This is a genomic window from Embleya sp. NPDC059213, assembly GCF_042754445.1.
Classification (GTDB): domain Bacteria; phylum Actinomycetota; class Actinomycetes; order Streptomycetales; family Streptomycetaceae; genus Embleya.
In genome coordinates this window covers 41486-55605 of sequence record NZ_JBHZAV010000026.1, presented here as the reverse complement: position 1 = coordinate 55605, position 14120 = coordinate 41486, and the positions used below count along the sequence as shown (strand labels likewise).

The window sequence follows — 14120 nt, the reverse complement described above, 5'->3', positions numbered from 1 at the left end:
GTTCGTCAGGGTGCCCCCGGGACGAAGAAATCTCGATGAAGCGGAGCGGAACATGAGCGTGGCCGACGTGGCGGACCGACCGGCCTCGGATGCCGACCGGACCGCGATCCGCGACCGGGTCCGGGTGAACCGGGACGAACTGCTCGCCCTCAGCAGGCGGATCCACGCCCACCCGGAGCCGGCGTTCGCCGAACACCGGGCCGCGGCGTGGTGCGCCGAGCTGTTGCGCGCCCACGACTACGCGGTCACCGCGCCCGCGTACGGCCTGGACACCGCCTTCGTCGCGAGCATCGGCTCGGGCCCGATCACCGTCGCGATCGCCTGCGAATACGACGCGCTGCCCGGGATGGGCCACGCGTGCGGGCACAACCTGATCGCGGCGGCCGGCGTCGGCGCGGCACTCGCGCTCGGGCCTGTCGCGGACCGACTCGGGCTCACCGTGCGGGTGGTCGGCACGCCGGCCGAGGAGCGCGGCGCGGGCAAGGCGTTGCTCCTGGACGCGGGCGCGTTCGACGGCGTGGACGCGGCGATGATGGTGCATCCGTGCCCGTTCGAGGTGGCCGAGTTCCGCTCCTTCGCGCTCGGCACGCTGTCCGTGGAATACCTGGGCACCGCCGCGCACCCGAGCCTGAACCCGCACGAAGGCCGCAGCGCCGCCGACGCGCTGACGGTGGCTCAGGTCGCCCTGGGACTACTGGGACGGCAGTTGCCGGTGGACTGGCGCGTACACGGCATCACCACGGCGGCCGGCACCTCGCCCAACGCGGTACCGGAACGGGCCACCGCCGAATACGAACTGCGCACCACCGACGCGGCCCACCTGGCCGAACTGCGCACCCGCGTCGAGGCCTGCTTCCGCGCCGGCGCGCTGGCCATCGGCTGCGAGGTCCGGCTGAGCCGCCCGGAGCCGGACTACCTCGACTTCCGCACCGACCCCACCCTGATCGCCCTGTGGCGCGCCAACGCACGCGAACTGGGCCGCCCGGAACCGATCGAGCGACCCCCCTTCGCCTGTACCGACATGGGCAACGTCTCGCACGCCATCCCCAGCATCCACCCCGTCCTCGACATCACCGGCGGCACCTGCGGCCCCCACGAACCCGCCTTCGCCGAAGCCGCCATCTCCCCGGCCGCCGACCAAGCCATCCTCGACGCCGCCACCGCCATGGCCTGGACCGCCGCCGACTACGCCCTCCTCCGCCGGGGCGGCGGCACGGGCACCATCAGAGGTTGAGAAGCCTCGGCGCGGATCCGGCGCGGCGCACCGTCACTTTTCCGCTTTGCAGCGGCCGAATTCCACCCATCGTCCGCGACAAATTCACGGCTGGAATTGCCCCCTGGCGCTGCTGAATTTCGATTCCGGGTTTGTTGGCGTGGAACAACGGCTCCACGACGGTGCCCTACGAGTACGACAACGCCGGCAACCGGACTCGTGACGGGCCACGCACGGCGACCTACGACCAGCGCAACCGGTTGCTCGGCGATGGTGCGAGCACCTACCAGTACACCGCACGCGGCACGCTCGCGAAGAAGACCACAGCCGGCGGCTCGGCGTTCACCAACCTCACGTATGACGCCTTCGATCGGCTCACCGCCGACGGATCATCCACGTACACCTACGACAGTCTCGACCGCGTACTCACCTCCGGTGGAGGCAACTTCGGCTACAGCGGTACGGGCAACGACCTGGCCACCGACGGTGGTGACCTGTATGGCCGCGGTGCGAACGGCGACCTGGTCGGTATCCGCAACGGCAGCACCGGACAGGCCGACCTGGCGGTCGTCGACGAACACAGCGACATGGTGGCCACGTTCCAGCCGAGCGGCACGGCGTTGAGTCGGTCGGTGACATACAGCCCCTACGGCCAGGTGCTCGACTCGAGCGGACCGCGAACCAGCGAGGAGGGGCGTTGTCTGCCTGGATGGTGTGCCTCGCGGCCCCGACGCTCCCGTCCGACAGTCGGCCCGATGCCCGGACCGACTCAGTCCTCCCGACCTGTCGAGCGCAGGCGTTTGCCGATTCCGGTCAGGAAGGGTTCGTCGATCGCGGTGAAGTGTTGGTCGCGGACCATGTAGGTCCACGTCGAGGTGGGGCGTTGCACGTCGGAGCGTTCGAGGTCGAGGCCGGCGTCGGTGATGTGGGCGGTGTCGAGGCGGTCGGCTGCGGCGGACTGGGCGCGGGAGATCAGGGGGATGAAGGCGCGTTGGGTCTCGGCGTGGAAGGCTTCGAGGGGGTTCTGGCGGCCGAGGGCGCGTAGGTGGATGCCCTCGCGCAGGTCGGCGGTGCGGGCCAGGTGCTCGGTCCAGGCCGCGTCGAGGTCGTAGAGGAGGAGTTGCCGGGCGGCTTCGGCCAGGACCGATTCGCCTACCTCGTCCAGGAGTTCGGCCCAGCGGTCGGGGCGCAGGTCGGCCAGGACCCGGGCGGCCTCGTCGTCGTGCAGGACGCGCCGGCGCAGGTCGAGCACCTCTTCGCGTTGGAGCCGGAGTTGCTGGTTGTACCGCCAGGTGGTGCGGTGCCCTTCGAGCAGCGTGCCCTCGGCCACCCGCTGCACATGCTCGACGTAGCGCCGCACCGACGCGTCGCGGATGCGTCCGTCGTCCTCGACCCGGGCGGATCGGGGCGGCGGGTCGGACGCGTGCCGGGTGATCGATTCGTCGTCCAGGCTGGTCAGGAAGACCGAGGTGCCCGGGTCGCCCTGCCGGCCGGCCCGCCCGCGAAGCTGGTCGTCCAGCCGACGGGTGGGATATCTGCCGACGCCGACGACCAGCAACCCGCCCAGTTCGGCGACCCGTTCGTGGTCCTTCCCGTCCCGGCCGCCGAGCCGGATGTCGGTGCCGCGGCCGGCCATCTGGGTGGACACGGTGATCGCCCCCACCGCCCCGGCCTCGGCGATGATCGCCGCCTCCCGGCTGTCGTCCCGGGCGTTGAGCACCGCGCACTCCAGGCCCAACTCCCTTATCGCGGCCCCGATCTGCTCGGACTTGGCGACGTCGCGGGTGCCCACCAGGATCGGCCGGCCGGTGGCGTGCGCGTGCTCCACCAGGTCGATCAGCGCGGCGTCGCGGGCCTGTTCGTCGTCGTACAGCCGGTCCGGCTCGTCGACCCGCACACAGGGCACGTTCGGCGGCAGGTCGCCGGTCTCCAGGCGGTAGAACTCGCGCAGTTGCTCGGCCACGATCACCGCGGTGCCGGTCATCCCCGCCACGGTCGGGTAGCCGCCGATCAGGTCGGCGACGATCAACTGGTCCAACACCTCCCCGCGCGGCCCGACGACCAGGCCCTCCTTGGCCTCCACCGCCGCGTGCAGCCCGTCCGGCCAGCGTTGGCGCTGGGCCAGTCGGCCGCGGTTGGCGTCCACCAGGCGGATCCGGCCGTCCCGGACCAGGTAGTCCACGTCTCGGCGCAGCAACACGCTCGCGTACAGCGCGACGTTGATCTGCGAGAGCCGGGCGTCCATCCCGAGCGCGAAGAGGTTGTCCACGCCCAGGGTGCGTTCCACCTCGGTCACCCCCGCGTCGGTGAGGTGCACCGTCATCCCGTCCGCCTCGGCCGCGAAGTGCAGGCCGTCGACCAGGCCCGAGACCACCCGGGCGGCCTCCGCCTCGTCCGAGCCCGCGGCCACCCCGCCGGCCAGCACGAGCGGGATCCGGGCCTCGTCGATCAGTACCGCGTCCGCCTCGTCGACGATCGCCACGTCCGGCTCGGGCAACACCAACTCCGAGGCGGTGGTGCGCAATCGGTCGCGCAGCGTGTCGAAGCCCACCTCGCCGACCGCGACATGGACGACGTCCCGGGCGTAGGCGGCCTGCCGCTCCGCGTGGGTGGACGCCTGGGTCACATAGCCGGCTTCCACGCCCAGGAGTTCGTAGACGGGCCGCATCCACTCGGCGTCGCGGCGGGCCAGGTAGTCGTTGACCGACAACACGTGCACCCGCCGACCCTGGATCGCGAACCCGGCCGCGGCCAGCGCGCCGACCAGGGTCTTGCCCTCGCCGGTGGCCATCTCCACCACGGTGCCGCGCAGCAGGCCCAACACACCCAGGAGCTGTACGTCGAAGGCACGTTCGTCCAGGCCACGGTGGGCCGCCTCACGGCCCAGCGCGCACAGCTCGACCAGCGCGTCGTCGTCCCACGACGGCCGGGTCTCACCTTTCGTGTCGGCCCGACTCCGCAGCGCGTCCGCCGCAGCGCGCAACTCCGCGTCGGTCAGGGCGCGCAGTGCCGCCTCCCGCTCTTTGGCCCGGCGGACCAGCGGGCGCAGGCTCGTCGAGCCCACCGTCCCCGCTCTGCCCAGGAAGCGACGTACGGACCGGGTGAGAGCACCGGACGAGCCCACTGGGCCTCCACTTCGGCGGGCGCGTGCGCACTCGCGTCGTCGACGTGTGGTGCGTCGGGCACTCCACGAGATACGACACGCGCCCGCGCCCCGTGTCCCCGACACCACCACCTCGGCCCGTACCCGACCCGAGGGCGCACTCGGGCCGAGAAGCTCGACCGAGGCAGCCGATCGAACAACGAAGCGGGGCCCGACCCTGTTCCCGTCGGCCCCGCTCCGTCGTCACCCGGTGGCACACCGTCGCGTCACTCGGCGAGCAGTTCCCCGCGCAGCCGGGTCAGGATGCGACTGAGCAGGCGGGACACGTGCATCTGGGAGATCCCGAGGCGTTCACCGATCTGGGCCTGGGTCAGCTCCTCGCCGAAGCGCATCGACACGATGTCCCGGTCGCGCTGCGGCAGCGCTGCCAGCAGCGGTTTGAGTACGTGCAGGTTCTCCGCGATCTCGTAGCCCGGATCGACGAACGAGGACCGCATGGCGTAGCTCTCGGCGGGCCCGTTGTCCCCGGCCGGCGCGTCCAGCGAGGCGGCCGAGTAGCCGGCGGCGGCGGTCAGCCCCTCGGTGACCTCCTCGATGCCGATGCCGAGCCGCTCGGCCAACTCGCCGGGCGTCGGTTCGCGGTCGAACTCGTTCGTGAACGCGTCCCGGGCGCGGGCCAGTTCGATGCGCAGTTCCTGAAGTCGGCGGGGCACGTGCACGGCCCAGCTCGTGTCCCGGAAGAAGCGCTTGATCTCACCGGAGATGGTGGGGATCGCGAAGGTGGGGAACTCGGTCCCGAACGACGCGTCGAACCGGTCGATCGCCTTGATCAGGCCGATCGTGCCGACCTGGACCATCTCCTCGGTGGACTCGTGCCGCGAGCGATAGCGGGCGGCCACGAACCGGACCAACGGGATGTTGAGTTCGATCAGGGTGTTGCGCACGTATTGGTACTCGTGCGTGCCTTCCTCCAGCACCTTCAGTCGGTCGAAGAGCACCTTGGACATCGCTCGCGCGTCGCTCGCGGTGACGTCCGCCATGTCTTCGACGATCGGCAACTCGACCACCGGCGGTGCGGCCGCTGCCGGCGCGACCGGAAGAGCGGCCCCAGTGGCCTCTTCGGCGGCTGTGCAAGCGGTCGTGGCGCTCGGGTTCATGGTCGGCGTCCCCCTCTGATTCGTACCCGGTGCGTGCTGTTCGGTGCCCGGGCATAGTGCCCCGCCCCTTTGGGAGTACACCCGTTCGTCGCAATTTGTTGCCGCCGGAGCACGGCGGAGCACGCCGGATCGCGGTCGTGGGCGAGCGCTGCGGCGGTCTTTGCACCGGCCGATCCGCCGCGCCGAGCGCCATCGACCGCCCCCTACGCGCGCGTTGCCCCCGAGCGTCCCAGCAGTACCCACAGCAGGAACGGGCCGCCGAGCACGGTGCCGACCACGCCGACCGGTATCTCCGCGCCGTCCAGCAGGATGCGACCGAGCATGTCGGCCAGCACGATCAGGATCGCGCCGACCAGCATCGAGCCCAGGATCGGCACCCGCAACGGCCCGGCCAGCCGGCCGGCGATCACCGGCGAGGCCAGCGCGATGAAGCCCACCGGCCCGCAGATCCCGACCGCCAGGCCGGCCAGACACACGGCCGCGATCAGGCAGACCAGTCGGATCCGGGCCGGATCCACGCCCAGCGAGGCGGCGGTCGAGTCGTCGAAGCGCAGTACGTCCAGCTTGCGGCCGAGCACGAGCGCGAGCGGGACCAGTACGGCCAAGCCGATCAGTACCGGCCCGGCGACGTCGTAGCCGCGCCCGTTCAGGCTGCCCGAACTCCACACGTACAGCGCGCTCGCCGAGTTGAGCGAGCGTCGGGACAGCACCACCTGGGTGATCGCCGAGGCCAGCGCGGACAACGCCAGGCCGACCACCAGGACCCGGTAGCCGCGTTGGCCCAGGCCGCCGGCGACCGCGGTGACCACCAGCACCGCGACCATCGCCCCGATCGGCCCGGCCCACCAGGCGCCGAAGGTGCCGCTCGCGCTGAACGAGACGGAGATCAGCACGGCCGCGGTCGCGCCGTCGTTGACGCCGAGCAACTCCGGTGTGGCCAGCCGGTTTCGGGCCAGCGTCTGGGTCAGGCAGCCCGCCACACCCAGCGCCGCGCCGGCCGCAACCCCGGCGATGATGCGGCCGAGCCGGAACTCCCGGACGAGCAGCACGTCGAAGTGGTCGCCGCGGCCGAGGACCGCGTCGAACGTGCGGACCAGGCCCAGTTCGCGTTGTCCGGCATACACGGACAGCACGATCGCGCCGAGCAGGACGACGGTGAGCACGATCGTGGTCAGCACGGCCCGGCTGGGCAACAACAGGGACAACCCGCCGCGTCGCAACACCAGGTGCTCGGGCAGCGTGCGCAGCCAGCGCGGCAGTCGGGCGGCCGCCGCCGGTCCCAACCTGCGCAGCGGCGAGCGGCGAGCCGCAGCACGGGTGGCCGGCTCGGCCGTGGCGGGGTCGGTCAGGCCCAGTGCGCCCAGCCGTCGGGAGCGGACCACGCCGATCAGCAGCGGCGCGCCGATCAGCGCGACGATCACCGACACCGGCGCCTCGAACGGCCGGGAGACCACGCGCGCCGCGACGTCGGCGGCGGTCAGGACGGCCGCGCCGATCAGGGCGGCGAAGCACAGTTGGGCCGGGATGCGCGGGCCGACCAGGGTGCGGGCGAGGAAGCCGGCGAGCAGTCCGAGGAAGGAGATCGGGCCGACCAGGGCGACCGAGGACGCGGTGAGCAGGGTCACCGCCAGGGCGACCAGGACCCGGGTCAGGGCGGGGCGGTGGCCCAGGCTGCGGGCCAGGTCGTCGCCCAGTACCAGGGCGGACAACGAGCGCGAGCTCAGCAGCGCGATCGCGAAGCCGACCGCGAGCACCGGGGCCAGGCTGCCCAGCGACTCGAAGCCCTGGATGCCGGCCAGCGAACCGAGTACCCAGAAGCGGAAAGTGTCGTACGCCTCGGCCGAGTTGACGATCAGCACGTTGGTGATGCCGCCGAATGTCGCGCTCAGTGCCGCGCCCGCCAGCACCAGGCGCATCGGCGAACCGCCGCCGCGTTGACCGGAGATCAGCAGGACCAGCAGTCCCGCGACGGCCGAGCCGACGAACGCCCAGAGCAGGTAGCCGTATCCGGTCTGCACGCCGACCAGCGTGATGCCGAGCACGACGCCGAGCGAGGCGCCCGCGTTGACACCGAGCAGGCCGGTCTCGGCGAGCGGATTGCGGGTGACCGTCTGGAGCAGGCAGCCGGCCATGCCCAGCGCGGCGCCGGCGAGCAGCGCGGTCAGCGTGCGGGGCAGGCGCAGATCGCGGATGACCAGGGTCAGATGGCTGTCCGAGCGGGCGCCGCCCCGATCGAAGAGGTAGTCGAACGCGCCGCCGGCGCCGACCTCGCCGGCGCCCACCGAGAGTGAGACGCCGGCCAGCACCAGCACCGCGGCGACCAGCGCGATCCCGGAGAAGAGCACCGTGCGCCGGCCGTGCGGGTTCCGCGACAGGGCGTCGGGGCGTTCGTCCGAGGGCGATTCGGGCGGCGCGTCGGCGGGGTCGCTCGGAAGGCCCGCCGAATTTCGCAGAATCGGCTGATGCACAGTCATAAGGTGAGGCTAACCTAAGCAGACAGGGCTCTTCGAGGAACCTCCGGGGAGATCGCCGCGCGGATCACCGGCGCCGCGAACGACCTCCGGAGGCAGCGCCGCCGGCTCCAGGGGCATCGACCACCAGTGCGAAGTTAGGTTAGGCTCACCTAAACTCCGACCCCGGAGTTGTGTTTGCCGAGGGGATTTTCGTGCACCCATCAGACCTCGCCGGCCGCATCGCGGTGGTCACCGGCGCCGCGCAGGGCATCGGTGCGGCCGTCGTCCGGGCCCTCGTCGACCACGGCGCGATCGTCGCCGCCACCGACCGCGACCCGGTCGGCGTCAAGAAGCTGATGACCGACGACGACACCGACGCGGTGGTCGCCTACCCGCTCGACGTCACCGACGGACCGGCGGTCACCGCCACCGTGGCCGCGATCGAACGAAACCTGGGCCCGATCGCGATCCTGGTCAACGTCGCGGGTGTGCTGCACACCTCACCGGTGACCGAACTCGGCGACCAGGCCTGGGCACAGACGTTCGCGGTCAACAGCACCGGGGTCTTCCACACCAGCCGCGCGGTGGCCGGTCCGATGGTCGAACGCGGTGCGGGCAGCATCGTCACCGTCGGCTCCAACGCGGCCGGCATCCCGCGCACCGGGATGGCCGCGTACGCGGCGTCCAAGGCCGCCGCGACCATGTTCACGATGTGTCTGGGCCTGGAGCTCGCCCGCAGCGGCGTGCGCTGCAACGTGGTCTCACCCGGCTCCACCGACACCCCCATGCAACGCGCCCTGTGGACCGACGCGGACGCGCCCCGGCGGGTCCTCGACGGCGACCTGGCCAGCTACCGCACCGGTATCCCGCTGGGCCGGATCGCCGACCCGGCCGACATCGCCGAGGCGGTCGTCTTCCTCGCCTCCGACCGGGCCCGGCAGATCACCATGCACAACATGTACGTCGACGGCGGCGCGACGCTGCACGTGTGACGGACCCTCGGCACCTGTGCCGGGCCCGACCGACACCGTCCCCCGGCGCGGCGGACACCATCCCGCACCGGTTCGACCCCGGCTCGTCGATCGAGCCGCCGCACGGCCTTTGCAGCACACGGCCTCCGCAACACCCCGCCGGAGAATCAAAGGAGCCTCAGGTGACCACCCCAGAAGCCACCGGCCTCGCCACAGTGGGCGCGGCGACCGCGCTGCTCGACGCGTATCGACCCGGCGACGCGCGCTTCCTCGCCACGCCCACCCGCACCCTGCTCACCCACGGCGTGCAGGCGGAAGTCGGGCACGACGATCGGCCGTTGGCCGCCCGGGTCGCGGAGACTCTGGCCGCGGCGAGCCCGGTCGGCGGACGCGCTCCGATCGTGCTCGGCGCCGTCCCCTTCGATCAGGGCGAACGCGCCGCGCTGGCGGTCCCGGAGGCGGCCGGCTGGGGACCGCCGCTGTCCGCCGACCCGCTGATCGTGCTGCCCGCGCCCGAACCGAGCTCCACCGCCTGGGACATCCGGTCGGTGCCCACGCCCGAGGCGTACGGAGTGAGCGTGGCCGAGGCGGTCCGGCGCATGCGCGCCGGCGCGCTGGACAAAGTGGTGCTGGCCCGCACCCTGGAACTGCGTTCGGCCCAACCGCCGGACATACCGGTGCTGTTGCAGCGCCTGGCCCGGCGCGACCCGCACGGCTACACCTTCGCGGTGCCCGGGGTGCGCGCCGGCAGCACACTGATCGGCGCCAGTCCGGAACTGCTCGTCTCGCGTACCGGTCGGCAACTGCGGGCCAACCCGCTGGCCGGCTCCGCCAAGCGCAGCAGCGACCTGGCCGAGGACGTACGACGCGCGACCGGCCTGCTCGAATCCGACAAGGACCTGCACGAACACGCCGTCGTGGTGGCCGCGGTGCGGGCCGCGCTCGCGCCGTTCTGCGAGACGCTGGAGGTGCCCGAGCGGCCGACCCTGGTCTGCACCGCCGCGATGTGGCACCTGTCCACCACGGTCACCGGCACGCTCCCGGACCGGAACCCGGCCTCCGCACTGGAGTTGGCCTGCGCGCTGCACCCGACCCCGGCGGTATGCGGCACCCCGACCACGACCGCCCGGCAGACCATCGCCGACCTGGAGCCGTTCGACCGGGGCCTGTACACCGGCATGGTCGGCTGGGGCGACGCGGACGGCGACGGCGAATGGGTGGTCACCATCCGCTGCGCCGAGGCGGACGCGGACACCCTGCGGCTGTACGCCGGCGCGGGCATCGTGACGGCCTCCTCGCCGGAGGCCGAAATAGCCGAGACCGAGGCCAAGTTCCACACCTTCCTGCACGCCGTGGGTGGCCGGCCGTGAGCACCCCGAGCCTCGGTCCCACGTGGCCCGCCGAGTTCGCCGAGCGCTACCGGGCCGCCGGGTATTGGCGCGGCGAGACGTTCGGCGGCATGCTGCGCGAACGCGCCGCGGCGCACCCCGACCGGATCGCGATCGTGGACGGCGACCGCCGCTGGACCTACGCGCACTTGCACGAGCGGGCCGACCGGCTCGCCGCCGGGCTGCTCGCGCGCGGCATCGGCCGGGGCGACCGGGTGGTCGTTCAACTCCCCAACGTGGCCGAGTTCTTCGCCGTTGTCTTCGCGCTGTTTCGGATCGGCGCGTTGCCGGTGTTCGCACTGCCCGCACACCGCGAGACCGAGATCGCCTACTTCTGCTCGTTCACCGAGGCCGTCGCCTACGTGATCCCCGACGTGTCCGAGGGCTTCGACCACCGGGCACTGGCGAGCCGGGTACGCGCCGACCTGCCCACGCTCAAGCACGTCCTGGTGGTCGGCGAACCCGGCGAACACACCGCACTGGCCGACATCGAACGCGACCCGGTGGAACTCGCCGACCCACCCGCCCCGGAGGAACTCGCCTTCCTGCAACTGTCCGGCGGCAGCACCGGCGTGCCCAAGCTCATCCCGCGCACGCACGACGACTACATCTACTCGCTGCGCGGCTCGAACGAGATCTGCGCGGTGGACGCGGACAGCGTGTACCTGTGCGCCCTTCCCGCCGCCCACAACTTCCCGCTCAGCTCGCCCGGCACGCTGGGCGCGTTGTACGCGGGAGCCCGCGTGGTGTTGTGCCCCAAACCCACCCCCGACGTGGCGTTCGCGCTGATCGAGCGCGAACGGGTGACCATCACCGGGGTGGTCCCGCCGCTGGCACTGGCCTGGATCGTGGCGGCCGAGCGCGGCGGCTTCGACCTGAGCAGCCTTCGGGTACTGCTCGTCGGCGGGGCGAAGTTCAGCGAGGAGGCGGCCCGCCGGGTCGCCCCGACGATCGGCTGCACGCTCCAGCAGGTGTTCGGGATGGCCGAGGGTCTGGTCAACTACACCCGACTGGACGACCCGGAAGAGCTGATCGTCACCTCCCAGGGCCGGCCGATCTCGCCCGACGACGAGATCCGGATCGTCGACGACGCCGATACGGATCTGCCCGAGGGCGAGACCGGTCACCTGCTCACCCGAGGGCCGTACACGATTCGCGGCTACTGGAACGCGCCCGAGCACAACGCGAGATCGTTCACGAAGGACGGCTTCTACCGCACCGGGGACGTGGTCCGCCGGCTGCCCTCGGGCCACCTGGTGGTCGAGGGCCGGGCCAAGGACCAGATCAATCGCGGCGGCGAGAAGGTCGCGGCCGAGGAGGTGGAGAACCACATCCTCGCCCACCCGTCCGTGCACGACGTGGCCGTGGTCGCGGTACCGGACGCCTACCTGGGCGAACGCACCTGTGCCTACGTGATCCTGCGTGCCGGGGCCGAGCCGCTCAAGCCGGTGGCGATCCGCCGGTTCGTGCGCGAACGCGGTTTGGCCGGCTACAAGGTGCCCGATCACGTCGAGTTCGTCGAGACGTTCCCGTACACGGGCGTCGGCAAGGTCAGCAAGAAGGACCTGCGTGCGGCGATCTCCGCCGGACTGGCCGAGAACGCACGCTGATTCGGGCGATTCACCCCTCTCCCCTTGAAAGGCCGTCATGGCACTGCCGAAGATTGCTCCGTATCCGATGCCGGATGTGACCGAGCTGCCGACCAACCGGGTCGACTGGGTCGTCGACCCGGCGCGTGCCGTGCTGCTCGTGCACGACCTGCAGAACTACTTCCTGTCCGCGTTCACCCCGGACGCCTCGCCGGTCACCGAGTTGTTGACCAACGTCGCCCGACTCAAGGACGACTGCGGTCGGCTCGACGTGCCGGTGGTCCACTCCGCGCAGCCCGGCGGCCAGAGCGCCGAACAGCGCGGCCTGCAGCAGGACTTCTGGGGCCCCGGGCTCCCCGACGATCCGCACGCGGCGGCCATCGCCCCGGCCGTGGCACCGGGCCCGGCCGACACCGTGCTGACCAAGTGGAAGTACAGCGCCTTCGTCCGCACCGAGCTGCGCGAGTGGATGCGCGAACTCGGCCGCGATCAACTGGTGATCGTCGGGGTATACGCGCACATCGGCGTGATGACCACGGCGTGCGACGCGTGGATGCAGGACATCCAGGCGTTCGTGGTGGCCGACGCGGTGGCCGACTTCACCTCGGACAACCACCGGATGGCACTGCAATGGGCCGCCGCGAACTGCGCGGTGGTCACCGATACCAAATCGCTGTTCGCGGGGAAGTAGACCGGACATGGCCCTGAACCTCGAACTGATTCGCACCGACGTCGCCGACATCCTCGGCGAGGATCCGGTGGACATCCCCGACGACGAGAACCTGGTCGACTACGGCCTCGACTCGGTGCGGGTGATGGCCCTGGTCGAACGCTGGACCCGGGAGCACGGCGTCGCGGTGGACTTCGCCGACCTCGCGGAACGGCCGACCCTGGAGGGGTGGGCCGAACTGCTCTCGCCCAAGCCGTAGTCGGCAGGGGGTCACGGTCGGGACGAGTCCGGCGCGCACAGGGCGTGGTCGATCAGCGTCCTGGTCGCCGCGTCCACTCGGGCGCCGCCCGCCTCGTCGTTCTCGTCGACGCCGTTCTTCACCACCAGGACGGCGCGCCGACCGTCGGCCGTGACGCCGTTCTCGCTGGAGAGGCCCAGAACGTCGCCGCCGTGCTGCCAATAGCGCCCGCCGCAGCTCAGCTCGGTGCTCTCCAGGCCCAGGCCGTAGCCGCGCCCGGGCTCGTCCGGAATCGGGTGTACGCGCTGCATCTCGGCGAGTTCGGCGGGGCCGAGCAGCCGACCGGAGAGCAGCGCGGTGAAGAAGCGGTCGATGTCGCTCGGCGTGCCGTACATCGCGCCCGCCGCGTCGGCCACGGTGTGGTTGAGCACGGTCGTGTCGGTGGGCCGGTCGTCGCCGGTGAAGGTGTGCTGGGCTTGTGCGTGCGGGCGGGGCAGGTAGGGGTCGTCGCCCGGGACCCTGGTGTCGTGCAGGCCGAGTGGGCGCAGGATCCGGTCGTGCACCTCGGTGCCCCACGATCGGCCCGTCGCACGCTCGATGATCATGCCGACGAGCAGGTAGTTGGTGTTGGAGTAGGCCCACGAGGTGCCGGGTTCGAAGCGGCTCGGCAACGTGAGTGCGGCGGCGACCAGTTCTTCGGGCCGGTAGTGCCGGAAGCGGTTCTCCCGGTAGCCGCGTGCGGAGTACAGCCCCGGGACGGCGGCCGGGAGGGCGGTGTAGTTCGGGATACCGCTGGTGTGCTGGAGCAGTTGCCGCAGGGTGATGCGGCGGCCGTCGTTGCCGTTGCCGCGCACCAGCCCCGGCAGCCAGGGCTCGATCGGCTCGTCCAGGCGCAGCCGGCCCTCGGCCACCAGTTGCAGGGTGACGGTGGCCACGAAGGTCTTGGTGGTGCTGCCGATTCGGTAGTAGCCGTTGCGGGGCGGTGGCCGGCCGGTGCCGAGTTCGGCTTCGCCGCTGCGGGCGGTGCGGATCGTGGCCGGCGCGGAGTAGTGCACGGTGACGCCGATGGCGCCGGCGGCGTGGATGGCGTCGGCGTCGCGTTGGAGGTGGGAAGGGGGCCGGTGGGAAGGGTCGTTCGGCGCTGCGGCGGCCGTTGTTGCTCCGACGAGAACGGCGGCGGCGGTCAGGAGGCATGCGGCACGGAGCCTCGAACGGGATGGCCGGGTGGCTAAGTTCATCGTGGGTTCCTTTCCGGGTTGGCGGTGGCGGCGTGGGCCGGTGACGGTGGTGGTGTGGTCTCGGCAGCGAGTCCGAGGTGGTCGCCGGGCGCGTGCGGGC

The 14120-nt window shown here is 71.7% G+C and carries 11 protein-coding genes; 7 read left to right on the top strand and 4 right to left on the bottom strand.

Annotated elements, in window-relative coordinates; all coding sequences use genetic code 11:
* Positions 1 to 52 precede the first annotated feature (52 nt).
* Positions 53 to 1234, top strand: coding sequence for an amidohydrolase (locus tag ACFXMF_RS13220; RefSeq protein WP_360320687.1), 1182 nt, complete (start codon positions 53 to 55; stop codon positions 1232 to 1234).
* A 131-nt stretch (positions 1235 to 1365) separates the two neighbouring features.
* Positions 1366 to 2076, top strand: a complete 711-nt coding sequence (locus ACFXMF_RS13215) for a hypothetical protein (RefSeq protein WP_379988627.1) — start codon at positions 1366 to 1368, stop codon at positions 2074 to 2076.
* Here the strand turns inward: ACFXMF_RS13215 and secA2 are convergent.
* The 3 genes from secA2 to fhuB form a co-directional block, all read right to left on the bottom strand.
* Positions 1983 to 4277 (bottom strand): accessory Sec system translocase SecA2, encoded by a 2295-nt coding sequence (gene secA2 / locus ACFXMF_RS13210; RefSeq protein ID WP_379988628.1) that lies wholly within the window; start codon positions 4275 to 4277, stop codon positions 1983 to 1985. The genes ACFXMF_RS13215 and secA2 overlap by 94 nt on opposite strands.
* A gap of 305 nt (positions 4278 to 4582) precedes the next feature.
* Complete coding sequence (locus ACFXMF_RS13205) at positions 4583 to 5473, bottom strand: SigB/SigF/SigG family RNA polymerase sigma factor (protein WP_379988629.1); 891 nt, start codon at positions 5471 to 5473, stop codon at positions 4583 to 4585.
* 203 nt (positions 5474 to 5676) lie between these two features.
* Entirely contained in the window at positions 5677 to 7947 is a 2271-nt protein-coding gene (fhuB, locus tag ACFXMF_RS13200) for a Fe(3+)-hydroxamate ABC transporter permease FhuB (protein WP_379988630.1), read from the bottom strand.
* Positions 7948 to 8138: 191 nt separating this feature from the next.
* On the opposite strand from fhuB, the gene ACFXMF_RS13195 reads away from it, so the two are divergent.
* The 5 genes from ACFXMF_RS13195 (at position 8139) to ACFXMF_RS13175 (ending at position 12803) form a co-directional block, all read left to right on the top strand.
* Positions 8139 to 8918 carry a 2,3-dihydro-2,3-dihydroxybenzoate dehydrogenase gene (locus ACFXMF_RS13195; protein WP_379988632.1) on the top strand — a complete coding sequence of 260 codons (780 nt, stop codon included), beginning with the start codon at positions 8139 to 8141 and terminating at the stop codon, positions 8916 to 8918.
* A gap of 161 nt (positions 8919 to 9079) precedes the next feature.
* Positions 9080 to 10267, top strand: a complete 1188-nt coding sequence (locus ACFXMF_RS13190; RefSeq protein ID WP_379988633.1) for an isochorismate synthase — start codon at positions 9080 to 9082, stop codon at positions 10265 to 10267.
* Positions 10264 to 11895, top strand: a complete 1632-nt coding sequence (locus tag ACFXMF_RS13185) for a (2,3-dihydroxybenzoyl)adenylate synthase (RefSeq protein ID WP_379988635.1) — start codon at positions 10264 to 10266, stop codon at positions 11893 to 11895. Before ACFXMF_RS13190 ends, ACFXMF_RS13185 begins: the two co-directional genes overlap by 4 nt.
* Before the next feature lie 37 nt (positions 11896 to 11932).
* The gene (locus ACFXMF_RS13180) at positions 11933 to 12565 is read left to right on the top strand and encodes an isochorismatase family protein (protein ID WP_360320663.1); all 633 of its coding nucleotides are present in this window, start codon (positions 11933 to 11935) and stop codon (positions 12563 to 12565) included.
* 7 nt (positions 12566 to 12572) lie between these two features.
* Complete coding sequence (locus tag ACFXMF_RS13175; RefSeq protein ID WP_360320660.1) at positions 12573 to 12803, top strand: phosphopantetheine-binding protein; 231 nt, start codon at positions 12573 to 12575, stop codon at positions 12801 to 12803.
* 11 nt (positions 12804 to 12814) lie between these two features.
* On the opposite strand, the gene ACFXMF_RS13170 is transcribed toward ACFXMF_RS13175, so the two are convergent.
* The gene (locus ACFXMF_RS13170; RefSeq protein ID WP_379988637.1) at positions 12815 to 14020 is read right to left on the bottom strand and encodes a serine hydrolase domain-containing protein; all 1206 of its coding nucleotides are present in this window, start codon (positions 14018 to 14020) and stop codon (positions 12815 to 12817) included.
* Between the last annotated feature and the right edge of the window lie 100 nt (positions 14021 to 14120).